The organism is Oceanobacillus sp. FSL H7-0719 (genome assembly GCF_045040795.1).
GTDB lineage: Bacteria > Bacillota > Bacilli > Bacillales > Amphibacillaceae > Oceanobacillus.
Genome location: NZ_CP150301.1, coordinates 2,580,832 through 2,606,675, shown reverse-complemented (window position 1 = coordinate 2,606,675; position 25,844 = coordinate 2,580,832). Strand labels below are relative to the sequence as shown.

Sequence of the window (25,844 nt, the reverse complement as noted above, 5' to 3'; positions counted from 1 at the left end):
TCTGATTCTCCCAATAATAAAAAGGAGTGGACAGTTTAATGAAAAAGTTTTTAGCGGTTTTATTCATGATTTTCGCTTTATTAATGATGGCAGCTTGTGGCTCAAAAGGAGAAGCGGAGGAGTCAGACAACGGATCAGCACCAGATGCAGCTAATACAGATGAAGGCAGCTCTGAAAAACAGACTGTTACATTTTGGCATGCAATGGGAGGCGCTGGTCAAGAAGCATTAGATGCAATTGTTGCCGCTTATAATGAGTCGCAGGATGATGTGCAAGTGAATGCAGAGTACCAGGGCAGTTATGATGAAGCTTTAACAAAGTTTCATAGTGTAGCGGGAACAGATAGTGCACCGACAATGATTCAAGTATTTGAGATTGGAACAATGTCTATGGTAAACAGTGGACAAATTGAGCCAATCCAAAATTATATTGATGCTGAGAATTATGATATGAGCTATTTAGAAGAGAATATAGTTAACTACTATAACATAGATGATCAGTTCTATTCTATGCCTTTTAACTCTTCTACACCTGTTATGTATTACAATAAGGATGCTTTTGAAGCAGCTGGCTTAGACCCTGAAAATCCTCCAGCAACATTTGAGGAAATTGAAGAAGCTGGTAAGAAAATCAAAGAAAATGATTCCAATATGAAAGGTTTCGCACTACAGGCATATGGCTGGTTATATGAGCAGCTGCTTGCAAATCAAGGTGCATTATTAATGAACAATGATAATGGCCGTTCAGATACACCAACTGAAATTGGCTTCTCAGAAGAAGAAGGGAAATCAATCTTTAACTGGGTTGAGAACATGGTGAATGATGGAACATTCGCTAACTATGGAACAAATGGTGATAATATGGTTGCTGGCTTCCTTGCTGGTGATGTGGCGATGTTCTTGCAATCGTCTGCAAGCTCAAGAGATGTAATCGACAATGCACCATTTGATGTAGGAATTGCCTTCCTGCCCCATCCTGAAGAGAAAGAACGTGAAGGTGTGGTAATCGGTGGAGCGAGTCTATGGATGGTTGACGGTAAAGAACAAGCTGAAAAAGATGCAGCCTGGGACTTTATGAAATTCGTGCAGCAGCCTGAAATTCAAGCACAGTGGCATGTAGATACTGGATACTTTGCGATTAACCCTGCCGCATATGAGGAGCAAATTGTCCAAGATGCGTACGAAGAAATGCCGCAGCTTCAGGTGACAGTTGAGCAGCTGCAAGCAGCAAATTCTTCCTATGCTACACAAGGCGCGGTTATGGATATGATTCCGGAAGAAAGAAGAATCACAGAAACAGCACTGGAAACCATCTACAATGGCGGCGACGCAGAAGATGCGTACAATACAATGGTTGATCAACTGAATAGTGCAATCGAACAAGCAAACGCTGCACGTGGGGAATAATAAAACATGGAAAGAATAAAGCGATAATCGCTTTATTCTTTCTTTCTAAACAAATGGACTCACCTTTTACGCAGAAAAATCCAATTATCTTAGCAGATTAGCTTTCGTCATAGTTAATATAAATTGTGGATACCCTTCATTCAAAAAAGATTTTGGCTGGTTATCTATTCGACTGGAAATCCGCAGTCTAAATGCTGCCCGCGGAGAGCGGAATGTGAACGGGATGCGGGTGACAGTGAAAATTTAAGGTTGTCAGCACTCTACTTAAAATAGGGAGCGTATGATATTTGGTGTTTGAGGCCTGCTTGGTGCAATAGTTAAGAAATGAATAGATAAGGGAGCGGGAAATATGAAAAAAACGAAAATTTATGGTCATCGTGGGGCAATGGGAGAATATCCTGAGAATACACTGCTTTCTTTTAAAAAGGCAATCGAACAAGGTGTGGATGGACTAGAAATTGATATCCAGCTTACAAAGGATGGAGAAGTTGTTGTAATCCATGATGAAAAACTGGATCGCACAACAACAGGAACCGGCTTTGTTAAGGATCTAACGCTAGATGAAATCAAGCAATATAGTGCAGGAGCGAATTTTAAACAATTTCCTAAATATAATGAAGCATGGGATGAAGAAACAATTCCCACACTAAAGGAGGTTTTCACATTATTGGAGGCCAATCCAGAAGTCGAATTAAACATTGAACTCAAGACTTTTCCTTTTCGCTATACAGGTATAGAGGAAAAGGCGCTGGAACTTTGCAACTTATATGGAGGGGACAGGAAGATTATTTTTTCATCTTTCCATTTGCCAAGCATCCTTTCTATTAAAGAACTGGATAGAGATGCAAAAATTGCTTGGCTCCTTCATCAGTCTATCTCCCATCCGGAGGAATATAGTGAAGCACTATCACTGGAAGGACTTCATATTGGGAAAGATATCATCTTGAAAAATCCATCTATTTTAAAGGAATATAATTCCCAGGTTCGGGTATGGACAGTTAACAGTATCGATGAGATCAAGCAGTTTCTTGATTTAAAGGTTGATGTAATTATGACTGATTTCCCTGAGAAAGCAGTTTTCTTTAGAAGTGAAAGAGCAGTTCTTGTATAACCTACTCCCCCGTTTAATGTATAAAGCGCTACTTTATACACGGTTCTTTATGTGTGTATATTTGTGCAGGGTATGCGAATACTATGACGAATCGCATAAAATAGCAGCCGATGTTTGAATGGTTTATCAGGTAAAAGACCCGAATTTACAAAAGCTTTACAATCGGATAATACTTACTTTACATTCGGCTACTATACTAGTAATTGAGGGCAGAAAAGCCACTCAAGAAAAATAATCTATTTAAATTTGGGGAGGACAAATTCGTATGAAACTCAAGAACTTTCTTTTACTCCTATTCGTTGGAGTAATTGCAGCAACGCTAGCAGCATGCGGCGGAGCGGAAGATGATTCAGAAGGAAATGGTTCTGAAACAGAGGAATCAGAAGATGCAAATGCAGAAACAGATGAAGCTGCTGAAGGTGACTCTGCGGAGCTTGAAGGCAATGTTGTAATAGACGGATCTGGAACAGTATTTCCACTGATGTCAGTACTTGCTGAAGAATATATGATCAACGAACAGCCGAATGTTTCAGTTGAAGTGAGTCGTGCTGGTACGAGTGCTGGTTTTGAGAAGTTCTTAGTAGAAAATGGAACAGATTTTAACGATGCATCCCGCGTAATTAAAGATGAAGAAACTTCGAAGGCAGAAGAGCTTGGTATCGAAGTAAAAGAATTAAAAGTAGCCCTTGATGGTTTAACAATTGTTACACACCCTGAAAATGACTGGGCTGCTGAAATGACTCCAGAACAAATCACAGGAATCTTCCTTGGTGAATATACAAACTGGTCAGATGTTAATCCTGATTGGCCAGATGAGAAAATTAATACGTATGGTCCAAACGAAAACCATGGCACATATGAATTCTTCTATGAGAATATACTAGAAGAGCAAGATTTAGTAAGTGATATTAACCTTCAACAAGAATACTCAACACTTGTTACTTTAATTGCTGAAGATACAAATTCAATCGGATTCTTTGGTTTCGGTTACTACGTGAGCAACCAGGACAAGGTACAAGCTGTAAGTGTTGATTTTGGAGATGGACCGGTTGAGCCATCACTTGATACAATCGCTGAAGATGGTGACTATGCAGACTTCACACGTCCAGTATTTACATACTTAAACGTGAATAATGCAAAAGAAAAGCCACAGGTATTAGACTATGCAATTTATATTATGCAACATACGAATGACTTTGCCGGTGAAACTGGATTTGCTCCAATTCCAGAAGAAGAAGCAAATACACTGGTTGAAGAATTAGAAGCTCTTAAATAATAATCGTGTAAATAGATGAGGAACGGATAAGATGAGGGCAGAATAGTGCTCTCATCTTGTTGTTACTTTTTATGAATAAGAAGGGTTTGTCTTTCTAAATACATAAATATGATGGAGGTTGTCGCGTAAAATCTGTGATGACAGCCAACTTTTTTAATAGCTCTGGAAGGGGACGACAGTAATGGCAGCTAACAGCGATGCAAAAAATAACGCTGTAAACATCAGAAAGATGATTGCTGATAAGAAACAAAAGAAAAGTATCTCTAATGTCACAGAAAGATTTATTCCGACTCTTTTGCTTCTTATAGCATTAATTTCTGTTATAACAACAGTAGGTATTATTCTAACTTTATTCACGGAGGCATTTGAATTTTTTAAACGGGTGCCAATTTGGGAGTTCTTTACAGGAACGGTGCTAAAACCAATGAGTCAGAACCCGGAATTTGGCGTGTTGCCGCTAATTAATGGAACGATTATATCATCCCTTATTGCAATGCTGGTTGCAGGTCCGGTCGGTTTAATGTCAGCAATCTTTTTGAGTGAATATGCTTCGGAGCGTGTAAGGCGTGTGTTAAAACCGATGCTTGAGATTCTGGCAGGTATTCCAACAATTGTTTATGGGTTCTTTGCATTTACTTTTATTACTCCATTGATCCGGTCTGTCTTTCCAGAGGTGGCAGCAACAAATATACTTAGTCCGGGTATCGTTATGGGTGTAATGATTATTCCGATGATTGCATCTCTGTCTGAAGATGCAATGACAGCAGTACCTAACTCTATGCGAGAAGGTGCACTTGGTTTAGGATCTACTAAACTGGAAACGACGTTCAAAGTTGTTATCCCTGCGGCCTTATCAGGAATTATTTCTTCTTTTGTATTAGGGATTTCCCGTGCAATTGGGGAGACGATGATTGTGACAATTGCAAGTGGAAGTTCAAAAAACTTTACATTTGATATCACGCAATCCATGCAGACGATGACTGCATATATTGTTGAGGTTTCGGGTGGAGATGCTCCAGCGGGATCAACGATATATTATAGTCTATATGCTGTAGCAGCAACGTTATTTGTATTTACATTACTAATGAACATTCTTGCCAGATATGTCTCTCGTAAGTTTAGGGAGGAGTATTAATCATGAAATTAATAGATGAAACGATTGTACAAAAAAGAATGAAATCCCGCATACGCAATAACAATATTCTAAAGCTCGTATTCTTCCTATCGACATTATTTGGTTTAGCCGTGCTGGCGATTCTCATTTACCGTGTACTTGAACAAGGTCTTACTTGGATTAATTGGGATTTTCTAACTGGCCGCCAATCAACCCGTCCAGAAAGAGCAGGTATAATGGGTGCTATTTTAGGTACGATGTGGTTAATGGTAGTTGTTATCCCTGTAACATTATTTATTGGCGTAGCTACAGCAATTTATCTTGAACTCTATGCTAAACGCGGAAAGTTCCAGAACTTTATTGCGACAAATATTTCTAATTTAGCTGGTGTTCCATCAATCGTGTACGGTTTACTTGGATTAACACTATTTGTGCGGGCAATGGAATTTGGAAATGTCGTTTTAGCAGGTGGCTTAACGTTATCATTACTAGTTCTTCCGATTGTAATTGTGGCATCTCAAGAAGCAATCCGCGCAGTTCCGCAATTTTTAAGTGAAGCAAGTTATGGGATGGGTGCTACGAAATGGCAAACGATTAAGAAGATTATCTTGCCAGCGGCATTGCCTGGAATTTTAACTGGATCGATTTTAGCTCTTTCTCGTGCAATTGGAGAAACAGCTCCACTTACTGTATTAGGGATTCCAGCTTTATTAATTCCATTTCCGGCAGGCATCTTTGATACGTTTACGGCACTGCCAATGCAGATTTATTACTGGACACTGGATTCTTCATTAGTTGCAGAATATGCTTATCTTGCGGCAGCAACAATCATTGTCCTGTTAGTACTTTTATTCCTGTTGAATTCAATAGCAATATTTATTCGAAACAAGTTCCAACAAAGATACTAAAATAAAAACTTAAATTTAATATAGGGAAAGAACGTACCCATTCAAGAGTTAAGGAGTGAAGATGATGAGTCCTGTATCAGACAAAAATAAAATTACGGTGAAGCTGGACAATAAAGGCAAAATGAATGCTGCAGAGAGCAGAGAAGAAAATCGTGCAGTATTTGATACCAAGAATCTCAATCTTTGGTATACAGATACACATGCATTAAAGGATATAAACCTTTCTATTAATGAAAAGGAAGTAACAGCTATTATTGGACCTTCAGGCTGCGGTAAATCTACGTATATTAAAACCCTGAATCGTATGGTAGAGCTTGTGCCAGGAGTGCGTACGACTGGTGAGATTAAATATAAAGGAAAAAATATTCTTGATAGAAGTTTTCGAGTAGAGGATTTAAGAACACAGGTAGGTATGGTTTTTCAGAAACCAAACCCCTTCCCGAAAACAATCTATGAAAATGTTGCCTATGGACCAAAAATTCATGGAATCAAGAATAAGAAAATACTTGATGAAGTCGTTGAAAAGAGTCTTCGAGGGGCGTCGATTTGGGATGAAGTAAAAGACCGTTTAAATGAGAATGCTTATGGTCTTTCTGGTGGCCAGCAGCAGCGTCTTTGTATTGCCCGCTGCTTGGCTATTGAGCCAGATGTCATTCTGATGGACGAACCAACGTCAGCACTCGATCCGAAGTCAACACTGCGGATTGAAGAGCTTGTACAAGAACTGCGCAAAGAATACTCAATTATAATCGTTACTCATAATATGCAGCAGGCTGCACGTATTTCAGATAAAACAGCTTTCTTCTTAAATGGAGAAGTAATTGAATTCGATCAAACAGATAAAATCTTTACAAATCCAAATGACAGCCGTACAGAGGACTATATTTCAGGACGTTTCGGTTAATCTTGGTATTCGAAGAGGGCTGGCAATTATTGCTAGCCCTCTTCTTCATGCTCAACAATTCAAAAAATTCTTGCCAAATCGCTCTCCTTCTTCCATCAACAATATTCTGCTATACTCTTTATATTGCTGTTGAACCTATGCATATGGCTCCTCTCTTTCCTCAACCGGAAGTCCACAGTTCCCATATTACTCACCTCACCAGTCCGCTCACGGAAAATGAAGTGTGAACAGGCTTGGAGACTTCAGGGAGAAGAACAGTCAGAAAGCTAAACAGCAATAGTTGTGAATAAATGTAATAAAGAGGTGTTTGGTATCGTGAAGATAATGAAAATAATTGTACATATTGCAGCTTTATATGCGCTGCTTTTAATAGGAAACTGGATACAAGATATATTGAGTTTGTCCATCCCAGGCAGTGTAATCGGCATGCTCCTTTTATTTTTCTTATTAAAACTGAAAGTAATTAAATTTGCTTGGATAAAAGAGGGTACACAGCTTATTCTGAACCATTTAACATTATTCTTTATACCAGTAACGATTGGATTTATAAATTACTTGGAATTATTTACTGGTCGGGGAATATTGCTGCTTCTGACGGCTCTTTTCAGTACCGCACTTGTTATGGGACTTTCAGGAGCGATCAGTCAGCGACTTGCCAGCAGAAAGGAAGCACAACATGATTGATTTTTTCATTGGGATAATTGTAATTATCGTAACCATCCTGCTTTATTTAGTAAGCAAGAAAATACAGAGTGGCCGTAACTCACCATTAGCGCAGCCGATTCTAATTGTATCTGGAATCATAATCGTCTTTTTACTCGTATTCAATATCCCTTATGAGACGTATATGCTTGGTGGCAAGTGGATTGAGTTTTTCATGGGTCCAGCTGTTGTTGCCTTAGCTCTGCCACTTTATAATCATTATGATATGTTAAAAAAACTAGCAGGACCAATTTTGGTTGGCACAATGACAGGGGCTGTGGTTGGCGTATCTTCAGGTGTGCTTCTTGCAAAGTGGTTAGGGTTTGAAAGAGAGCTTATTCTTGCCTTAGCACCAAAGTCAGTTACAACCCCTGTAGCAATATCGATTGTTGATACTTTGGAAGGGCCAATGTCACTTGCAGCAGTGTTTGTAGTCATTGCAGGAGCTGGTGGCGTGTTAATCAGCCCATTTGTTTTTAAGTTTTTCCGCCTTCATACAGAGATAGGCAGGGGGATAGGGATTGGAAGTGCATCACATGCAATCGGCACAGCCTCAGCGATGGGAAGAAGTGACTTAGAAGCTTCACTCAGTACGATAGCAATGGTATTGAGTGCTGTGTTTGTATCTATTGCAGCTCCTTATCTTGTGCTTTTACTTTTATAATCAAAGAGCGTTTTATGATAGGGAAGATAGAATAATTCCTTGACATCATGTCAAAGCGGAGCAACAGGGAAGACTTTATAAGATTTAATAGTAAAGTCGCCGACTCATATGAGTTTTTATCACCAGACTTAATGGCGTATAGCATATGCTAAGCGGCTGGGACTTAACTAATACCAACCAAATAAAAGACGAACATTATCGGATAAAGAGCTTTTAATGTTAACCTTTTATAACTGGAAAATGATTCATAGTCGATACAAAATACTGATTACCTTAATTCAGTATTTTGCATACTCCCCTGGAAAATCGCAGCCCGAATACACTTCGCTTTCCGTGTATTCGGGCTGCTTTGTGCTGAAAATACTATTTAGTGTTCTTACTGAAATAACAAAATAAAAATAAAAGAACTTGTTGGATTACCTCTGAAATTATGACAGTGTGTAGCCTAAAAACAATATTAGAATAATTAACGTGCATATCTTCTGACATCATTCAATGAGATAAATCCCTATTTTTTCTGGGAGCATTCCAAATGCTCCGAGACTCCTGCAGGAGGAAAGGCATCGGTAAGATCACTGCGTGCGCAGCACGAAGGGAGCTTACCAGCCGCCTGCGGAAAGCGAGGGGCATTTGGAATGCGGACCTACATCGGAGAAGTAAGAAAAAAAGACATTAATCTGAATTAAGGGAATCAGGATTCCACTTGAAATCCGAACGAATTTAAAGTATCGTTCGGATTTTATTAAATTATATTTCTTTTGTCCCAACGTCTTTTTTTGATGTAATATGTTAATGAAAAATTCATCTAAATATGCTCTTTGTTTTCCAATTTTAGGGTAAGCTATAAGTAAATATTTATTGATTGAGAATGGAAACTTTTCCAGTGCAGCACCTGATCTGAGGACTAAATATAAAATACACACAACACGCTATTATAATAATCTTAGAAAAAGGGGAAATAATCATGGAACAATATCGCAAAAGTACAGAAGAGGCTATACAATCCGTTGATTCGTCGGAAGAGGGTATAAGTGAAGCGGAAGCAAGAAAGCGTCTTGAAACGTATGGCTATAATGAAATCCAAGATAAAGAAAAAGTGCCAACATGGAAATTATTTCTTGAGAGCTTTAAGGATCCCATGGTTGTCGTATTACTTGCCGCAGCCGGCATCCAAATTATCCTGGGTGAAATTGCAGAATCAATTATCATTTTCCTCGTGTTGCTTATTAACGCTGTAATTAGTGTTGTACAAACAAAAAAAGCAGAAAGCTCACTTGATGCTTTGCGCGATATGTCCGCTCCGGAGGCTAAAGTAGTGCGGGAAGGTACAAGTGAAATCATTCCAGCAAGAGAGCTTGTGCCTGGGGATATCGTTATTCTTGAAGCTGGCGACTTTATTCCGGCAGATGGACGGATTATTTCAAGTGAATCCCTGAAAGTGAATGAAGGGATGCTGACAGGAGAGTCGGAAGCGGTATTAAAAAATATAGAGAAAATTGAAGAGGAAGCAGCGCTTGGTGACCGTATCAATATGGTATTCAGCAGCTCGCTCACAGTAAATGGCCGTGGTACATTTGTTGTTACAGGAACAGCGGAAGAAACGGAGATTGGTAAAATTGCTAATCTCATTGCAACGGCGGAAGCAAAGCAGACACCACTCCAGCGCAAATTAGAAGGATTCTCAAAGAAATTGGGATTGGGTATTCTTCTGCTCTGTATCCTTATCTTTGCAGTCCAAGCCGTTCGGATTTGGTTTGGTGAAGCAGAAGCAGATACAGGGGCAGCTATCTTAAATGCACTTATGTTCTCTGTAGCAGTAGCAGTTGCTGCTATTCCAGAAGCATTGTCTTCGATTGTCACAATTGTTCTATCAGTCGGAACAAATAAGATGGCAAAACAGAATGCGATTATCAGAAAGCTTCCTGCAGTGGAAACGCTGGGAAGTGCAAGTGTTATTTGTACAGATAAAACTGGAACACTCACACAGAATAAAATGACTGTAACGGATTATTTTGTCCTTGATAAAAAGGAGCATGGAGTTTCGAAGTCATGGCAGCAGTCTGAACGGTTATTATTCTATACTGCTGCACTATGTAATGATTCTCAGGTTAATCAGGATGGGAATGAAATCGGTGATCCAACTGAAGTTGCATTAATTAATTTTGTAGACAAGCATTTTAAGAACTACAAAGAGCTTCGGCTCGAATTCCCTCGGCAAGGCGAGCTGCCATTTGACTCAGATCGTAAACGGATGTCAACAATTCATAACATAGATAACCAGCAGCTGATGCTGACAAAAGGTGGACCCGATATTATGCTGAATCGGGCAAGCTATGTCCTGCAAAACGGTGAGGAAGTTGCGATGACTGCTGCTGTACTAGAGAAGTTTAAGCAAGCAAATGAGGAGTTCTCAAACCAAGCTTTACGGGTATTGGCGTATGGCTATAAACGATTACCAGCTGAAAAAATGAAAATTGCTGCAGAAGATGAGCAGGATTTTGTGCTGATTGGGTTAACTGCAATGATTGATCCGCCGAGAGAGGAAGTCTATGATTCTATTGTGGAAGCTAGGAAAGCCGGGATTCGCACAGTGATGATTACTGGCGATCATAAAACGACAGCCTCTGCAATTGCCAAAGATATTGGTTTAGTTTATGAAGGAGATCTCGCTTTAACTGGTCAGGAGCTGGACGCATTAAGTGATCAAGAGTTAGATGAGAAGCTGGAATCCATTTCTGTATATGCAAGGGTATCTCCAGAAAATAAAATCCGCATCGTACGGGCTTGGCAGAAAAAAGGTAAAATATCTGCAATGACTGGTGATGGTGTAAATGATGCTCCGGCATTAAAACAGGCTGATATTGGAGTTGCAATGGGAAGCGGAACAGATGTAGCAAAGGACTCAGCTGCCATGATTTTAACAGATGATAATTTCGTTTCAATTGTTAAAGCAGTTGGAGTTGGACGGACAGTTTATGACAATATTAAAAAGGCGATCAGTTATTTATTCGCTGGGAATTTAGGAGCAATTATTGCAATTCTTTATGCAGTAATCTTTAATCTTCCCAATCCTTTTACCGCATTACAGCTTTTATTTATCAACCTGGTAAATGATTCCCTGCCAGCTATTGCTTTGGGAATGGAAAAGTCAGAGCCAAATATTATGAAGCGGAAACCTCGTGATATTGAGGAAGGAATCTTTGCAGGGGGTACATTGCAAGCAGTAATAGCCCGTGGACTCATCATTGGGATTGCAGTCATTATCTCCTTCTATATTGGTTTGGCATATTCGGACGAAATGGGTGTCGCAATGGCATTTACAACATTGATTCTATCGAGAACATTGCAGACATTTTCAGCTAGATCAAATACACAAACAGTGGTCCAGGCTGGTATCTTTACCAATAAATATGTGATTGGAGCTGTAATATTAGGCTTCATTCTATATGGTATTACAATCTTGCCATTTGCCCGTGGGGTATTCCATATCCCGGCAGCTTTTGGCTTCAATGAATGGCTGATTGCTGGAGGACTCGCGGCGGCTGCATTAATTGCAATGGAAATTGTAAAGGTCATTAAAACAAAAATAAGCAAGGAAATTTAAAATAGGAAGCAGAAGGAGTCTATACCTTCATAAATCTACACGCGACAGAACGTGAGAGGCCGAAGGGAGATAATGGGAAATGAATTTTTCTGAATAAAATTATCCAGGTAAGAAAAGCTAAGGCTATAACACTGCAGGAGGTGAATATCGATGCACACATTACGCAGAGTCGCTTTAGCTTTTGTTATTATTGGAGCGATCAACTGGGGGCTTATTGCGCTTTTTCAGTTTGATCTTGTAGCAAGTATCTTTGGGGGTCAAGATTCAGCTATTTCACGAATTATTTATGCTGTAGTTGGTTTGAGTGGTCTTATTTGTCTAAGCTTCTATTATGATCCTGAAACAGATGCACGTTTAGATAATAACCGTGATATAACGAACTCAGCAAGCTTTGGAACTGAATTCGCTGATGAAATCGATCCGGAATACCGTGTAGATAAAGATGATAATACGCCCCGTGAATAAAGACTTAAATCCCTCGCTCTTAACAGGAGCGGGGGTTCAATTTTTTTTACATATTCGTATGGTTGACAGGTGAAAGGAATGCATGTTATCATAAACATATACTGAATTAAAGATATCTTAATTAAAATTATTTTACCAACTAAAATGGAGGTATTTGAGATGAACCATTTAAAAGGCATGCACCACGTAACAGCCATTACGAGCAGTGCGGAAGAAAATTATAAATTTTTCACATATGTATTAGGGATGCGTCTTGTAAAGAAAACAGTGAACCAGGATGATATTCAGACGTATCATTTATTCTTTGCAGATGATAAAGGCAGTGCAGGTACAGATATGACGTTCTTTGACTTTCCAGGCATTCCTAAGGGTGTGCACGGAACGAATGAGATTTACAAAACATCTTTTCGTGTGCCAAGTGATGCGGCTTTAGATTATTGGGTAAAACGATTTGACCGGATGGAAGTAAAGCATACTGGAATTAAGGAACAGTTTGGAAAAAAGGTACTATCTTTCGTCGACTTTGATGATCAGAATTACCAGCTGATTTCTGATGAGAATAATGAAGGTGTTGAGTCAGGAACCCCATGGCAAAATGGTCCAATTCCATTAGAATATGCGATTACTGGACTAGGTCCACTCTTTGTTCGTATTGCACAGTTTGATTATTTTAAAGAAATGATGGAAAAAGTTCTGCTCTTTAAAGAGATTGCTCAGGAAGACAGTGCACATTTATTTGAAGTTGGTGAGGGCGGAAATGGTGCACAAGTTATCGTTGAGAAAAACGTTGTATTACCGCCACACCAACAAGGATATGGTACAGTACACCATGCTGCATTCCGTGTAAATGATCGTTCAGAACTTGATGAATGGCAAAAACGTCTGCATGGTTTCGGCTTTCAAACGTCTGGATTTGTGGACCGATTCTTCTTTGGTTCTCTTTATGCAAGAGTTGCACCGCAGATTCTATTTGAATTTGCTACTGACGGCCCTGGATTCATGGGAGATGAGCCTTACGAAACTTTGGGCGAAAAACTATCCCTCCCGCCATTCTTGGAGCCGCAACGTGAAGAAATTGAAAAAATGGTACGCCCAATTGATACAGTTCGAAGCACAATTGACTTTAAGAAAGAATAAGTCCAATGAGGCTGGGACTTTTAACTAATACCAGCCAAATAAAAGAAGAACATTATCGAATAAAGAGCTTTAAATGTTAACTTTTTATAACTGGAAAATGATTCATAGTCGATAGAAAGTACTGATTATCTTAATTGAGTATATTGCATACTCCCCTGGAAAATTGCAGCCCGAATACACTTCGCTTTCCGTGGGCGGCTGGTGAGCCATCGGTATGCTATCGCATACCGCCGTCTCACCGATGCCTCTCATCCCACAGGAGTCTCCGTGTATTCGGGCTGCTTCGTGCTGAAAATATTATCTAGTGTTCTTATTGAAGTAACAAAATAAAAATAAAAGAACATGGTGGGATCACACTTAAAATCCGAACGAATTTAAAATATCGTTCGGATTTTATTAAATTATATTTCTTTTGTCCCAGCCTCATTTTTTTGCAGGGCTATTCGCAGTTTAAATTTTTATTAACAATTAATCCGATTTCTTGCGTTAGTTTATGCTATTTGACACAATAGGAAATATAAGATTTAGAAAGGAGACTTACAATGAATGTATTACTTATAGGCGCAAATGGTCAGATTGGTCAGCATATTGTCCGACTAGCAAAAGAGAAAAATGATGTTTCACTAAAGGCGATGGTACGCAAAGAAGAACAGGTGGAAGCGCTGCAAGCTGATGGTACAGAAGCGGTGCTGGCAAATCTGGAAGGTTCTGTTGATGAACTGGCAAAAGCAATGCAAGATGCTGATGCTGTTATTTTCACCGCTGGTTCGGGTGGTCATACTGGAGCGGATAAAACCATCCTTGTTGACTTGGACGGAGCTGCGAAAGCAATTGAAGCAGCAGAACAGGCAGACGTCAAGCGCTTTATTATGGTTAGTGCAATTCAAGCACATAATAGAGAAACATGGACAGATAGCCCGATTAAGCCATATATGGCAGCGAAGCATCATGCCGACCGTATTCTTGCGGCAAGCAAGCTTAACTATACAATTATTCGACCAGGGAATCTACAAAACGAACCAGGCACTGGAAAAATACAAGCTGGAGAGTTTCCTGAAGGTGGTGCAATTCCGAGAGAGGATGTTGCACAAACAGTTTTAGTAAGTTTGACAAATGAGAATACCCATCATCAAGGATTTGATCTGATTACCGGTGAGCAGACAATTCAAGATGCTCTAAATAACCTGTAAAGTGAAAAACTCGAATGGGCCATTTGAAAGCTCATTCGAGTTTTTATGCAAGGACAAAGAAACAAGATAAGATGCTCACCATATTAGAAGAATAAGAAGTAGACAATAGCCGCAATAATTAGCAGAAGGATGATGACACCAGTAAACTTCCAGCTCAATCCGCCTGTCAAATCAGCAAGATTACTGCCGTGAATGCTGCTCGAAGTCTTTCTCAATTCTTCTTGCCGGAGTCTTTCTCTCATTTCCTCGGGAGATTCTTTATTTGATTGCATTGTAACCCTCCTGCTATGCAGGAATTTTTAAAATAATGCTATTTCAATTATATTATCATAATTAAACTTAGTTAGAAAAGGAGAATAAAATGAAATTAATTGCTTCTGATTTAGATGGAACTTTATTAAATGAAAAAGGTGAGGTTAGTGAAAAGAATGCTGAGGCTATAAAAAGGGCTGTCCGTCAAGGTATGCAATTTGTCGTAGCGACAGGGAGATCCTGGGAGGCTGCATCAAAACCATTAATCGCAGCTGGTATATCTTCACCTGTTATTTGTTTAAATGGTGCGGTTATTTATGATGAAAATCACAATAAATTACATAGCATTACGATGGATAAAGCTGTATGCAAACAGATTCTGTCTGTATGCCGGGAAGCGGATATGTATCTTGAGTTTTTTACAAATAAGGGAATTTACTCTGTCAGTCAGGAGTATTTCTTGGAGGTATTAGTTGATATCATGAAGTCAGCAAACCCTAAGCTGACAGAAGAGGAAATCCGCGACCATGCAGCAATGCGCTTTCAAATGGAGCCTGTTGCATTTATTGAGGATTATGATCTGATTTTTGAGATGGAAGATGTGGATATCTATAAAATATTAGGGTTCAGCGTCGATTCAGCGAAGCTTGTAAGTGTCCGTGAAAAGCTTGCAGATGCGGCTGGGGTAACAATTACATCTTCAGGTGATATTAATCTGGAATTTAACCATCCAGAGGCACAAAAAGGAATTGCGCTGGAACGGTTAGCTAAGCGTGCAGGTATAGAAATGAAAGATGTGATGGCGATGGGGGATAACTGGAATGATGCAAGTATGCTGCAAGCAGCTGGAAGAGGTATCGCCATGGGAAATGCCTCAGAAGAAATACAACAGCTGGCTGATGATGTTACCAAATCAAATATTGACGATGGTGTAGCAGCTGCAATAGAAAATGTCCTATTCCAGATAGAAAAGTAATTAGAAAAACCAAAGAAAGGCAGCAACTAAGCTAACAGCAAGTTTCAATGAAAAGCGCATTCTCATATCACCTCCATAGTCCTTCTATCTGTAGTATATAATTTCAATATGAACCGAGGATGAAGGTTATCTTAGGTTTCTGTAAAGTTTAGGTACAGATGAATTGGTTAGAGGTTGTTTTCCTTTAACATGTATTTGAGAGAGCGTTGAACCTTCTATATGCCTGTCTCTTTATAAGAATGCTCCTGGGTTGGGTGCGGACTTGTTCTTTTAACACTCAAATTGCATAGTAAAAAGGCCAAAAGAAATCAGGTCTGGTTTCTTTTGGCCTTTTTAAATTTACCTCGATTTATTTTTATTCCAATTAAATGGCACGCTTGCCCAATGATAAAACAGCATAAATAAGAAAATTAGGAAGCATATCCCTAAGTTATGCATCCATTTCACTTGCTGGTGAATAATTAGTTGTGAAAGAGCAGCAGCGAAGAAATAGATGATTGGATAAAGTAAGCTTTTCTTAAGCATGGACACACCATCCTGTAAATCCGTTTTAGATTAATGTCTCTTATTCAGCCATAGTACACCTGACTTTGCCAGGCGCGGGAGCAGTCCTGTCATTGGCAGTGTCATCATGTTGCCAAAGCCGTCCGATTTTCCGAGGGAGCCTAATGTTCCTCTTAATTTGAATGAACGTGGCTTTTTAGGACGCTTATCATTTAGAACAGCAAGCAGGATATCAGCAAGCTGCTCACCTTGCATGCCGGCAAGCTGTCCGCTGGGAGAGTGCTCTGAAGCCGCACAGTCACCAACTACATACACATTTGTCTGTTCAGGAACCTGATAAAGTTCGTTAATAATAATCTTTTCATGGCGATCTTTCTCAAAAGGCAGCTGACGAACAAGAAAATTGGGACGTACACCTGCTGTCCAGATGGTTACGTCATTTAAATAGCAAAGTCCATTATTGCAAACACCATCTTTTTCCACATATTCAACATTGGAATGATGGATGACGTCTACATCATTTGCGATAAACCATTGTTCTACATGGCTCTGAATTTTTTCATCAAATGCTTTTAATACAGTTGGGCCTCTGTCAAGCAAGCGGATATTTAAGTCTGGACGGCTCTCGCGTATTTCAGATGCTACTTCAATACCACTTAAACCTGCTCCGACTACTGTTACTTTACCGTATGCATTCAGGTTGCCAACAGCAACGCCTGTGTGTCTTGCTTTTGCAAAGGTTTGTACGCTTTCAGTAAATTCCTTCGCACCGTTTACACCATGAAAATTATCTTCACAGCCTAACCCGATTACTAAATAATCATATGGTACATATTCTTCAGGATCATCAAATACTATTTTATTATTTTTAGTGTCAATTTTTGTTACTTCTTTAAATATATAATTTACGCGATTGTCTTTTGGAAAATCCACACGCACTTCAGAATCAGCCACTGTTCCAGCAGCAATAGTGTAAAATTCCGTTTTTAAAGAGCGGAATGGATTTCTATCGATTAAAGTAATTTCTATATCATCAGAAAGGTTTTTTTCTAGCAAACCGGAGAGAACCTTAATGCCACCATACCCTCCACCCAATATTACTAGCCTTTTCATTGAATTACCTCCTATATGTTGGATCACAATCTCTTTCTCCAACTAATAGATTACCAAAATAACTGGGAACTGTCATCATTTCAATGGCTAAAAGGCGGGATTAATTCACAGGTTTCTATAAGGGGAAATAGAGAAGGTAATTATGCTATACTATATTAAGAAAATATAAAAAATAGTGATTATGAGAAAATAGGGGGTTATGTGATGGTACAGGATAAGATTGCAATTCAGGATGTATACCCAGATGATTATGCATGGTGTTATGGCTGTGGCCGTTTAAATGAGAATGGTCATCATTTTCGTACGGTTTGGGCAGGAGAGAACACAGAAACAGAATATACACCAAAACCAGAACATACGGCAATACCGGGTTTTGTTTATGGCGGCTTGCTTGCATCATTAGTTGATTGTCATGGTACAGGTTCAGCATCCCTTGCTCTACATCGGAAAAATGGGCATGAGCCTGGAGACGGTACCGAACCGCCGCGCTTTGTAACGGCTTCTTTGCAAATTGACTTTATGAAGCCAACGCCGCAAAATGCACCATTAAGGGCAATTGGAACGGTGGAGGAAGTTCATCCCAAAAAGTGGAAGGTGCATACCGAAGTATTTGCAAATGGGACTTGTGTTGTTAAGGGAACCGTTGTTGCAGCGGTAATGCCGAAGACCTTCATGGAGCAGGCGGAGAAATAAGAGCATTTGAGATGTTTGGTGAGGTGTTTAGGTGGAAAAATTAAATCTTGATTCGTTATTAGATGTAATGGGAGAGCTGTTTTCCGATGAAGTATCGATTGCAGTCGCAAATACAACAGAATATATTTATTATCGGAGCAGTAAGCGAATTGATTTAAAAATAAGCTCCGGTGATCCAATCAAGGAAGGAACGACTGCATATAAGGCAATAGAGACAAAACAAAAAACCTCCGAATTTATAAATCGTTCCATTTTTGGTGTTCCTTATCATGGAATGGCTGTGCCTTATTTTGAAGGTGGAGAAATAGCTGGCTGTGTTTTGGCGATTTATCCTGCTTTTACAGATGGTAAATCGGTAGTAACTGTAAAAACAGATGATGGCTGGAGGCCTATTCCTTTTCATGATGTGCAGTATTTAGAAGCAAAAGACAGAAAGACGCATGTCATCTCCACAGAACATTATGGAACACATAAAAATACACTTCAGGAATTTGAATATCTTCTGCCGCGGGATAGCTTTGTGCGCTGTCATCGCTCGTTTATTGTGAATGTGCATCATATAGAAGAGATATTTCCAGATACGCATTCCACGCTGCTGCTTTTAATGAAGGATGGCTCGAAAATACATGTCAGCCAGTCATATTCCAGTTATTTTCGTAAATTGCTTGGTTTTTAATGCAATTTTCTATTGTTTATCTGAATTTTTCTAGGTTTTAAACGAATAAACCCTGAATCTGTCTGAATTCAGTTCATTCCCCCTGTATCTAAGATAAAATAGAATGTAATAGAATTTTCAAAAGGGGGAAAGTTTTATGGAAACAAAATTAAAGCGCATACATCTCCCTGAACTTCATGATCGTGTAGTTACAGCTGAAGAAGCCGCGACATGGATTCAAGATGGAATGACACTGGGCTTAAGTGGTTTTACGCGGGCAGGCGATGCGAAAGCAGTACCGACAGCACTAGTGGACAGGGCGAAAAATGGGGAAGCGTTTAAAGTAAATGTTTATACTGGCGCCTCCTTGGGTTCAAATATTGATAAGATGTTTGCTGAAGCGGGGATTGTGAATAAGCGTTTGCCATTCCAAGCAGAACCAGCGATGCGAAAAGCGATTAATACAGGTGAGCATCTCTTCGTCGATCAGCATTTATCACATACAGCCGAACTTCTCAGAGCAGATGTCATTGATAAAATTGATTACGCAATATTGGAAGCGATTTCTATCACAGAGGACGGGCTGATGATACCGAGTACTTCAATCGGCAACTCCTTATCCTTTGCAGAAACCGCAGACAATATCATTATTGAATTGAATATGGCGCAGCCTGAGACTCTTGAGGGTATACATGATTTATATAGTCCGAAAGTTCAAGGAGAACGAGAACCAATTCCATTAACGAAGGCAGATGAGCGTATTGGTGAAATCGGAATTCCTTTAGATTTGAATAAGGTAAAGGGAATTGTCTTTACGGAACAGATGGATTCACCATCAACAATCGTTGCGCCGGATGAAGAGACGAAGATGATGGCAGAGCATTTACTTGTATTTTTGCGGGAAGAAATAAAGGCGGGGCGATTAACTGAGAAGTTGATGCCGCTGCAATCTGGTATTGGATCTGTGGCGAATGCAGTACTGCATGGAATGATAGACTCTGAATTTGAAAATCTTGTCGTTTACTCTGAAGTGCTGCAAGATGCTGTCTTTGATCTAATGGATGCAGGAAAAGTGGACTTTGCCTCCGCGTGCTCACTTACTTTATCAGATAAGAAGATGCATGAGGTATTCAGCAATTTTGAGAAATACCGTGATAAGTTAATCTTGCGTCCGCAGGAAATTTCCAACCAGCCAGAACTTATCCGCCGTTTAGGATTAATTTCGATTAATACAGCATTGGAATTTGATATCTATGGAAATGTTAACTCTACACATGTTACTGGAACAAAAATAATGAATGGCATCGGCGGTTCGGGAGACTTCGCACGTAATGCCCGTCTTGGCATATTTGTTACGAAGTCCATCGCTAAAGGTGGAGATATCTCAAGCATCGTTCCGTTCGTGTCGCATGTCGATCATACAGAGCATGATGTGGATGTTGTTGTAACGGAGCAGGGCTATGCAGATTTAAGAGGACTGGCACCAAGAGAACGTGTGCCGCTGATTATTGAAAATTGTGCACACCCAATGTATCGTGAACAACTATGGGCGTATTACAGTGAGGCACTCGAACGGGGAGGGCAGACCCCGCATGTGCTGGAAAAAGCATTCTCATGGCACACGAACTTCAGAGAGCACGGTTCAATGAAGCAATTAGTGGAACAAAGATAGAAAGTTTCATAGCAAAAGGGGTAAATATAAATAAAAGACATAACTGTTACGGGCAGATAGCAGCTATGTCTTTTTTGTGTTTTCATACTACAATGGATAGGAAGTGCTGATAATTTTAATTCAGAATAAACCTGCTTTTCCGGACCAATGGTGTTCTCATAGACAGTTTCACTGCATATCTTGTATTTACTGTCTGATAGAGACGTTCTCATAGACAGTTTCACCGCATATCTTGTATTTACTGTCTGATAGAGACGTCCTCATAGACAGTTTCACTGCTTTCTTTGCATTTACTGTCTGATAGAAACGTCCTTATAGACAGTTTCACCGCATATCTTGTATTTACTGTCTGATAGAGACGTTCTCATAGACACTTTCACTGCATATCTTGCAGTTACTGTTTTATAGAACCGTTCTTAAAGACAGTTTCACCATATTACTTTCTCCCACAAGCTTAAAGAAGTGTTCTCATCCCAGTTAAAGAACAATCCTGACTTCTTCGGGCAGGGAGAAAACCTATTAAAGATAGTTTTCAAAATCCAATTTTATATTGTCTAAGCGCAACCGTATTGATCACGATTTTTCAAATTTCCATTATCCCTAGGGGGGAGTTGTTCTGAACGAAGGTAATCTGAAGTCTGCTTATTATTCAAAGATGTAATGGTTACATTCTATAGCATTCACACTATTTTCTAAAGAAAATCAGTGGCTATTTTTCTATGAGTTGGATACAATGAGTTAGGTGAAATTTGTGTAATATAAGTGTGTGTTCAAAAAGGAGAATAAAAATGACTGAGTTCGGCTAACATCGCAACGTCCTGTCCGTCGAAGAAATACAAAGTGTCATTTTTACCGGACTTTTTGAACAACCTCTAAAAAGGAGTTTACTATGAATCGTTCTGCAAAGCTTCCATTTGAAGTAGGAAAAACAGATAATTTTTTTGACCGTTTAGGTGATTATGTTGGTGATGTATTCTATGATATTTTACCTGAACATGGTTTAGAAGAAAGAGACGAACAAATATATATGGCTTTTCAGCTGGAACAAGTCTTTAAAAATAAGCATACGATATTTGCGGAAGCCGGAGTTGGTACAGGCAAGACGCTTGTCTATCTTATCTATGCAATCTGCTATGCGCGCTATATTGGCAAGCCTGCAATTATATCCTGTGCAGATGAGACTTTGATTGAACAGCTTGTCAAAGAAGGCGGCGATATTGAAAAACTGGAAAAAATGCTAGATTTGGAGATTGATGTCCGCTTAGCTAAAGCAAGGGAAAATTATGTCTGTATGAAAAAACTTGATCCGCTTGCCAGCCAGACAAAAAACGAAGCGATTCTTCGAGTGCATGATGCCATTCCTGACTTTGTCTTTGATGCTGGTGGAGTAAGCATGCAATCTTTCCATCGTTACGGGGATCGCCGGGAATATCCATGGGTCTCTGATGAAGAGTGGAATCAAATCGCTTGGGACCCAATGCAGCAATGCTCTACTTGTGATTTCCGTCACCGCAGTGGACAAACATTAAATCGCGATTATTATCGCCAATCCAAGGATCTGATTATCTGCTCCCATGACTTTTACATGGAGCATATTTGGACAAAAGAGTCCCGTATTCGAGAAGGACAGCGCCCGCTGCTTCCTGAAGCAAGTGCAGTCATTTTTGATGAAGGACATTTATTGGAATTTGCAGCTCAGAAAGGTTTAACCTACCGCTTTAACTATGACAGTTTAACGAATATTTTGACTGGCTATATGGGGCAGGATGTGCGTGAAGAGTCGCTTCTGCTAGTTGAGGATATATTAGAACTGCATGATGCGTGGTTTCAGGAGCTGGAACTGGCAGCATTTCCTGTAGCAGGCTCTAATCGTCAAGATATTGAATGGTCTGATGACTTGATCCGCGCTGCTAAGAAATTAAGTAAACTTGTAGAACAGTTGTTGGAACAATTGGTTTTTGATGCGGAAATGTTTACGATGGAAGAGTACTATACAAAAATTATCGAGGAATACCTTGAGTTTTTCTCCTATGGTCTATCGATTCTGTTAAAGGAAGATGGAGGAATCACTTGGCTTGAGGAAGATGCAACTACAACAAGTCTGGTTGTTATGCCACGGCTTGTAGAGGATGTACTTAAACAGGAGGTATTTTCTCAGCGTATTCCTTTCATTTTTTCTTCTGCAACACTTGCTGAAGGCAAAGACTTTAGTTATACTGCCAAAAGTTTGGGGATTGAACAGTATGATGCTTTCTCCGTTGACTCTCCATTTAATTATGAAGAAAAAATGCAGCTTAATCTGCATGTTGAAGCAGAGCTGGAGAGTAAATGGCAGAAAATTGGAGAGCAGCTGGAAGAGAATCATGGCAGTTCATTATTGCTGTTTTCTTCAAAGGATGAAATGGAACAATTTAGATATTGGGCAAATCAAACGACATTCTCCTTCCCGCTTTTATTTGAAGGGGACAATGAGATCAGCCAAATGATTCGTGAATTTCAGCTTAATAGAGGTTCGGTATTTTGTTCTCATCATCTTTGGGAGGGATTAGATATTCCGGGAGAAGCTTTAACACAAGTTATAATTAGCTCCTTGCCGTTCCCGCCAAAAGATCCTGTCTTCCGCGCAAAAAGAAATCATGCAGAGGATCCGGAGAAGGAAGTAGATATTCCTTATATGCTGCTTCGGCTGCGCCAAGGAATGGGCCGGTTGATTCGCACGACAGCGGATGAAGGAAGCATTCAATTATGGGTAAAAGAAAAACAATGGCAAAAATATGAGGGTGATCTGGTGAAGGTCCTTCCTGTTCCATATGAGATAAAAGAAAAATGAGGCCTTTTAAGCGCCTCATTTTTTTAGTAGATGGACAAAGTGGGTTAGGATCTTTGCAGTTAATCCCCAAATAACCTTTCCGTTATATTGATAAAATAATTCATCAATATGCCCCGTGTTCCATTTATAGTCCTTTCCGCCAACAATAAGATCAAAAGGGAAATCCTTCTCAGGATTTACTTGAAAATGCACCTTATATACCTCGGGCTCTGTCTCGAGGAAATAACTTAGAGGGACAGTAAAGACCTCACTTACCTCTGCTTCATTTAGTTTGATTTGTTCGTAGTTTAATAGTTTGCCGACAAAAGGGTAAATGATTCTTCCGGAATCATTAACAATATAATCGAGGGGGGTCACTGCTTCTATATTACTGGCACTGATACCTAGTTCCTCCATTGTTTCGCGAATCGCTGTTTCCTTTGGGCTTTTATCCGTTTTGTCAATTCGTCCACCAGGAAAGCAAATATCTCCCGGCTGGCTGCGCATCTGCATGGAGCGAACTTCGAATAAAACATGCGTTTCGTCTTGGATGTTTAATAATGGAAGAAGTACAGCAGATTGTTTATATCGCTGCTGCCCCATGATTGAAGGTGCCCGGCCTTCCAGCTTAGCAAGAATTCTCGAAGCATCCATATAATCACCTCCGTGCATCTTATTATACAGCAACCTCTGGAAATTGGGATAGTCAGGTCCTGTCCCTCTGTCGTATATTTATGCTAAAATGGTGGTAAAGTTGATGAGAGATTTGAGGGATTCGATGAAGATGGTATATGAAGGTAAAACGAAGGATGTTTTTGAACTGGAGGATGGCAATGTTCTATTAAAGTTTAAGGACGATGTAACCGGTGAGGATGGCGTTTTTGACCCTGGGGCAAACACAGTTGGCTTAACAATTGACGGAGCAGGAAAAGCAGGGTTAAAGCTGACAACATTATTCTTTGAAAAACTAAAGGAAAAAAACATTCCAACACATTATATCTCTGCAGACTTCGAGCAAACAACAATGACAGTTCTTCCAGCAACTGTATTTGGTGAGGGGCTGGAAGTGATTTGCCGCTTTCGTGCAACGGGCAGTTTTTTACGCCGTTACGGAAAATATGCTGAAGAAGGACAGAAGCTGGATTCCTTTGTTGAAGTAACCTTAAAGGATGACGAACGCAATGATCCGCCAATCAGCAAGGATGCACTTCATATGCTGGGTATTTTAACTGCAGAAGAATATGATAGCTTAAAGCAGCTTACAATTGATATCTCGAATGTTGTAAAAGATGAGTTAATTATCAAAGGTATTGAGCTCTATGATATTAAACTCGAATTTGGCCGTGACAAGTCTGGCAGCATCATGCTGATTGATGAAATCTCAGGGGGAAATATGCGCGCCTACAAGGCAGGGGAATACATTGAACCGCTGACACTCGGAAAAATCATGACAGCCGAGTAATTACATTCAGCTTTATCTGGGACCCGTTTAAAAGTGAGATGTAATAAAGTATTAACTCAACTTTCACAAAAGGAAAACATAATCATTAATCGCGCGGATTGGAAAAGGAGTAACCAGCTTACCTGCAGAGATGCAATAGAATCTGGATTACTCTATTTAAGAGTAGAAAGAGATTACTGATTAAACTAATTCGGAATTTTGAATACAATCTTGTATGGAGTAATTCGTTATTATAATATCATTTAGCGGTGCGAAAGTTGCGGCAGTACGATAACGGATGGGGTGGGAGAATGAAGTTAGTTAACTACAAAGAAAAGAATAGTGGAAAAGCATGGAGAATTGGCAGTTTATATGAAGAAACTGTTATTGATTTACAGGACGCTTATAGAAGTCTATTAACCTCTAAAAAAGAGAATATGAATGCAACGACACGAGATTCGATTTTCCCGGCTGATCCGACACAATTTTTCAAAGCTGGCAAACCGTTACTGGATGAAGCAAAGGCTGCTTTCACTTTTGCGTTAGAACGCTTAAATGAAGTAACAACTTTTGAACGTGCCCAGGTTACACTTGGAACACCAATACCAAATCCAGGTAAAATTATTTGTGTTGGAAGAAATTATAAAGAGCATGCCGAAGAAATGAAAGGCGATATTCCTGAACATCCTGTATTATTTGCTAAATTCTCGAATGCGCTAATTGGACCGGAGGATGCGATTGAAAAAACAAAGTTTACAGAGAAGCTGGATTATGAAGTCGAACTTGTGGCAGTTATTGGGAAGGAAGCTTCCTGTGTAAAACAAGAAAATGCACTAGATTATATAGCAGGCTATACAATCGGCAATGATACCTCTGCCAGAGATTTGCAAAAACGAACACTCCAATGGCTGCAAGGTAAAACCCTGGACAGATCAACTCCAATTGGGCCATGGGTTATTCCGGCAGATGAGATTGGGGATCCTGGAAGTTTATCTGTTAAATCTTATGTGAATGGAGAAGAAAGACAGGGTTCGGCCACGAGCAAGCTAATATTCAGTATCCCTTTTCTCGTAGCATTCATTTCTGACTTCATGACACTGAGTCCGGGGGATATTATTATGACAGGAACACCAGAAGGAGTCGGTACTGCAATGAACCCGCCGCAGTATCTTCAGCCAGGTGATATTGTCACGCTTGAAATTGAAAATATAGGACGAATGGAAAATAGAGTAGTAAAGAAATAAAATG

Annotated in this window: 23 protein-coding genes; 19 read left to right on the top strand and 4 right to left on the bottom strand. The window is 39.7% G+C overall.

The window, feature by feature from the left end; all coding sequences use genetic code 11:
* The first annotated feature begins 38 nt into the window (after positions 1-38).
* The 12 genes from NST93_RS13310 (at position 39) to NST93_RS13255 (ending at position 14,481) form a co-directional block, all read left to right on the top strand.
* Positions 39-1,406: an ABC transporter substrate-binding protein gene (locus NST93_RS13310; RefSeq protein WP_405097799.1), complete on the top strand. Its 1,368-nt coding sequence runs from the start codon at positions 39-41 to the stop codon at positions 1,404-1,406.
* A 349-nt stretch (positions 1,407-1,755) separates the two neighbouring features.
* Positions 1,756-2,517: a glycerophosphodiester phosphodiesterase gene (locus NST93_RS13305; RefSeq protein WP_405097797.1), complete on the top strand. Its 762-nt coding sequence runs from the start codon at positions 1,756-1,758 to the stop codon at positions 2,515-2,517.
* Between the two features lie 265 nt (positions 2,518-2,782).
* Positions 2,783-3,793 carry a PstS family phosphate ABC transporter substrate-binding protein gene (locus NST93_RS13300; RefSeq protein ID WP_405097795.1) on the top strand — a complete coding sequence of 337 codons (1,011 nt, stop codon included), beginning with the start codon at positions 2,783-2,785 and terminating at the stop codon, positions 3,791-3,793.
* Positions 3,794-3,974: 181 nt separating this feature from the next.
* The gene (gene pstC / locus NST93_RS13295; RefSeq protein ID WP_405097793.1) at positions 3,975-4,928 is read left to right on the top strand and encodes a phosphate ABC transporter permease subunit PstC; all 954 of its coding nucleotides are present in this window, start codon (positions 3,975-3,977) and stop codon (positions 4,926-4,928) included.
* A 2-nt stretch (positions 4,929-4,930) separates the two neighbouring features.
* Entirely contained in the window at positions 4,931-5,815 is an 885-nt protein-coding gene (gene pstA, locus NST93_RS13290; protein WP_405097791.1) for a phosphate ABC transporter permease PstA, read from the top strand.
* 121 nt (positions 5,816-5,936) lie between these two features.
* The gene (gene pstB, locus NST93_RS13285) at positions 5,937-6,719 is read left to right on the top strand and encodes a phosphate ABC transporter ATP-binding protein PstB (protein ID WP_405103886.1); all 783 of its coding nucleotides are present in this window, start codon (positions 5,937-5,939) and stop codon (positions 6,717-6,719) included.
* 324 nt (positions 6,720-7,043) lie between these two features.
* Positions 7,044-7,403, top strand: coding sequence for a CidA/LrgA family protein (locus tag NST93_RS13280; protein ID WP_405103884.1), 360 nt, complete (start codon positions 7,044-7,046; stop codon positions 7,401-7,403).
* Positions 7,396-8,085, top strand: a complete 690-nt coding sequence (locus NST93_RS13275; RefSeq protein WP_405097789.1) for an LrgB family protein — start codon at positions 7,396-7,398, stop codon at positions 8,083-8,085. Before NST93_RS13280 ends, NST93_RS13275 begins: the two co-directional genes overlap by 8 nt.
* A gap of 964 nt (positions 8,086-9,049) precedes the next feature.
* A complete protein-coding gene (locus NST93_RS13270; RefSeq protein WP_405097787.1) occupies positions 9,050-11,689 on the top strand; it encodes a cation-translocating P-type ATPase in 2,640 nt (879 codons plus the stop codon).
* 150 nt (positions 11,690-11,839) lie between these two features.
* Positions 11,840-12,154, top strand: coding sequence for a DUF378 domain-containing protein (locus NST93_RS13265; protein ID WP_405097785.1), 315 nt, complete (start codon positions 11,840-11,842; stop codon positions 12,152-12,154).
* Positions 12,155-12,313: 159 nt separating this feature from the next.
* Entirely contained in the window at positions 12,314-13,291 is a 978-nt protein-coding gene (locus tag NST93_RS13260; RefSeq protein WP_405097783.1) for a ring-cleaving dioxygenase, read from the top strand.
* Positions 13,292-13,833: 542 nt separating this feature from the next.
* Entirely contained in the window at positions 13,834-14,481 is a 648-nt protein-coding gene (locus NST93_RS13255; protein WP_405097782.1) for an SDR family oxidoreductase, read from the top strand.
* Between the two features lie 83 nt (positions 14,482-14,564).
* Here NST93_RS13255 and NST93_RS13250 read toward each other — a convergent pair whose 3' ends face one another.
* On the bottom strand, positions 14,565-14,753 hold the full coding sequence (locus NST93_RS13250) for a DUF6366 family protein (RefSeq protein WP_405097780.1): 189 nt from the start codon (positions 14,751-14,753) through the stop codon (positions 14,565-14,567).
* A gap of 89 nt (positions 14,754-14,842) precedes the next feature.
* On the opposite strand from NST93_RS13250, the gene NST93_RS13245 reads away from it, so the two are divergent.
* A complete protein-coding gene (locus NST93_RS13245) occupies positions 14,843-15,709 on the top strand; it encodes a Cof-type HAD-IIB family hydrolase (protein WP_405097778.1) in 867 nt (288 codons plus the stop codon).
* A 339-nt stretch (positions 15,710-16,048) separates the two neighbouring features.
* On the opposite strand, the gene NST93_RS13240 is transcribed toward NST93_RS13245, so the two are convergent.
* Together NST93_RS13240 and NST93_RS13235 are read right to left on the bottom strand one after the other, a co-directional pair.
* Positions 16,049-16,234 (bottom strand): hypothetical protein, encoded by a 186-nt coding sequence (locus NST93_RS13240; RefSeq protein WP_405097776.1) that lies wholly within the window; start codon positions 16,232-16,234, stop codon positions 16,049-16,051.
* Positions 16,235-16,264: 30 nt separating this feature from the next.
* Positions 16,265-17,326, bottom strand: a complete 1,062-nt coding sequence (locus tag NST93_RS13235; RefSeq protein WP_405097774.1) for an NAD(P)/FAD-dependent oxidoreductase — start codon at positions 17,324-17,326, stop codon at positions 16,265-16,267.
* 204 nt (positions 17,327-17,530) lie between these two features.
* On the opposite strand from NST93_RS13235, the gene NST93_RS13230 reads away from it, so the two are divergent.
* From NST93_RS13230 to NST93_RS13215, 4 genes are all read left to right on the top strand, one after another.
* Positions 17,531-18,019, top strand: coding sequence for a PaaI family thioesterase (locus tag NST93_RS13230; protein ID WP_405097772.1), 489 nt, complete (start codon positions 17,531-17,533; stop codon positions 18,017-18,019).
* A gap of 67 nt (positions 18,020-18,086) precedes the next feature.
* Entirely contained in the window at positions 18,087-18,695 is a 609-nt protein-coding gene (locus tag NST93_RS13225; RefSeq protein WP_405103882.1) for a LytTR family DNA-binding domain-containing protein, read from the top strand.
* A 136-nt stretch (positions 18,696-18,831) separates the two neighbouring features.
* Complete coding sequence (locus tag NST93_RS13220) at positions 18,832-20,346, top strand: acetyl-CoA hydrolase/transferase family protein (protein ID WP_405097770.1); 1,515 nt, start codon at positions 18,832-18,834, stop codon at positions 20,344-20,346.
* Between the two features lie 889 nt (positions 20,347-21,235).
* Complete coding sequence (locus tag NST93_RS13215) at positions 21,236-23,176, top strand: ATP-dependent DNA helicase (RefSeq protein ID WP_405097768.1); 1,941 nt, start codon at positions 21,236-21,238, stop codon at positions 23,174-23,176.
* A 15-nt stretch (positions 23,177-23,191) separates the two neighbouring features.
* Here the strand turns inward: NST93_RS13215 and NST93_RS13210 are convergent, their stop codons facing one another.
* Positions 23,192-23,809 carry an NUDIX hydrolase gene (locus NST93_RS13210; protein ID WP_405097766.1) on the bottom strand — a complete coding sequence of 206 codons (618 nt, stop codon included), beginning with the start codon at positions 23,807-23,809 and terminating at the stop codon, positions 23,192-23,194.
* Positions 23,810-23,933: 124 nt separating this feature from the next.
* On the opposite strand from NST93_RS13210, the gene NST93_RS13205 reads away from it, so the two are divergent.
* Both NST93_RS13205 and NST93_RS13200 read left to right on the top strand, forming a co-directional pair.
* Complete coding sequence (locus NST93_RS13205) at positions 23,934-24,617, top strand: phosphoribosylaminoimidazolesuccinocarboxamide synthase (RefSeq protein ID WP_405103880.1); 684 nt, start codon at positions 23,934-23,936, stop codon at positions 24,615-24,617.
* Between the two features lie 290 nt (positions 24,618-24,907).
* Positions 24,908-25,840, top strand: a complete 933-nt coding sequence (locus NST93_RS13200; RefSeq protein ID WP_405097764.1) for a fumarylacetoacetate hydrolase family protein — start codon at positions 24,908-24,910, stop codon at positions 25,838-25,840.
* Positions 25,841-25,844: the final 4 nt, after the last annotated feature.

What these genes read in the sequence shown, in the direction of transcription:
- NST93_RS13270 (WP_405097787.1), top strand. Translation starts at nt 9,050, where the DNA reads ATGGAACAATATCGCAAAAGTACAGAAGAGGCTATACAATCCGTTGAT.
- NST93_RS13210 (WP_405097766.1), bottom strand. Translation starts at nt 23,809, where the DNA reads ATGGATGCTTCGAGAATTCTTGCTAAGCTGGAAGGCCGGGCACCTTCA.
- NST93_RS13200 (WP_405097764.1), top strand. Translation starts at nt 24,908, where the DNA reads ATGAAGTTAGTTAACTACAAAGAAAAGAATAGTGGAAAAGCATGGAGA.
- NST93_RS13250 (WP_405097780.1), bottom strand. Translation starts at nt 14,753, where the DNA reads ATGCAATCAAATAAAGAATCTCCCGAGGAAATGAGAGAAAGACTCCGG.
- NST93_RS13230 (WP_405097772.1), top strand. Translation starts at nt 17,531, where the DNA reads ATGGTACAGGATAAGATTGCAATTCAGGATGTATACCCAGATGATTAT.
- NST93_RS13310 (WP_405097799.1), top strand. Translation starts at nt 39, where the DNA reads ATGAAAAAGTTTTTAGCGGTTTTATTCATGATTTTCGCTTTATTAATG.
- pstA (WP_405097791.1), top strand. Translation starts at nt 4,931, where the DNA reads ATGAAATTAATAGATGAAACGATTGTACAAAAAAGAATGAAATCCCGC.
- NST93_RS13240 (WP_405097776.1), bottom strand. Translation starts at nt 16,234, where the DNA reads ATGCTTAAGAAAAGCTTACTTTATCCAATCATCTATTTCTTCGCTGCT.
- NST93_RS13245 (WP_405097778.1), top strand. Translation starts at nt 14,843, where the DNA reads ATGAAATTAATTGCTTCTGATTTAGATGGAACTTTATTAAATGAAAAA.
- pstC (WP_405097793.1), top strand. Translation starts at nt 3,975, where the DNA reads ATGGCAGCTAACAGCGATGCAAAAAATAACGCTGTAAACATCAGAAAG.
- NST93_RS13280 (WP_405103884.1), top strand. Translation starts at nt 7,044, where the DNA reads ATGAAAATAATTGTACATATTGCAGCTTTATATGCGCTGCTTTTAATA.
- pstB (WP_405103886.1), top strand. Translation starts at nt 5,937, where the DNA reads ATGAATGCTGCAGAGAGCAGAGAAGAAAATCGTGCAGTATTTGATACC.
- NST93_RS13265 (WP_405097785.1), top strand. Translation starts at nt 11,840, where the DNA reads ATGCACACATTACGCAGAGTCGCTTTAGCTTTTGTTATTATTGGAGCG.
- NST93_RS13255 (WP_405097782.1), top strand. Translation starts at nt 13,834, where the DNA reads ATGAATGTATTACTTATAGGCGCAAATGGTCAGATTGGTCAGCATATT.
- NST93_RS13205 (WP_405103880.1), top strand. Translation starts at nt 23,934, where the DNA reads ATGAAGATGGTATATGAAGGTAAAACGAAGGATGTTTTTGAACTGGAG.
- NST93_RS13275 (WP_405097789.1), top strand. Translation starts at nt 7,396, where the DNA reads ATGATTGATTTTTTCATTGGGATAATTGTAATTATCGTAACCATCCTG.
- NST93_RS13225 (WP_405103882.1), top strand. Translation starts at nt 18,087, where the DNA reads ATGGGAGAGCTGTTTTCCGATGAAGTATCGATTGCAGTCGCAAATACA.
- NST93_RS13300 (WP_405097795.1), top strand. Translation starts at nt 2,783, where the DNA reads ATGAAACTCAAGAACTTTCTTTTACTCCTATTCGTTGGAGTAATTGCA.
- NST93_RS13235 (WP_405097774.1), bottom strand. Translation starts at nt 17,326, where the DNA reads ATGAAAAGGCTAGTAATATTGGGTGGAGGGTATGGTGGCATTAAGGTT.
- NST93_RS13215 (WP_405097768.1), top strand. Translation starts at nt 21,236, where the DNA reads ATGAATCGTTCTGCAAAGCTTCCATTTGAAGTAGGAAAAACAGATAAT.
- NST93_RS13260 (WP_405097783.1), top strand. Translation starts at nt 12,314, where the DNA reads ATGAACCATTTAAAAGGCATGCACCACGTAACAGCCATTACGAGCAGT.
- NST93_RS13305 (WP_405097797.1), top strand. Translation starts at nt 1,756, where the DNA reads ATGAAAAAAACGAAAATTTATGGTCATCGTGGGGCAATGGGAGAATAT.
- NST93_RS13220 (WP_405097770.1), top strand. Translation starts at nt 18,832, where the DNA reads ATGGAAACAAAATTAAAGCGCATACATCTCCCTGAACTTCATGATCGT.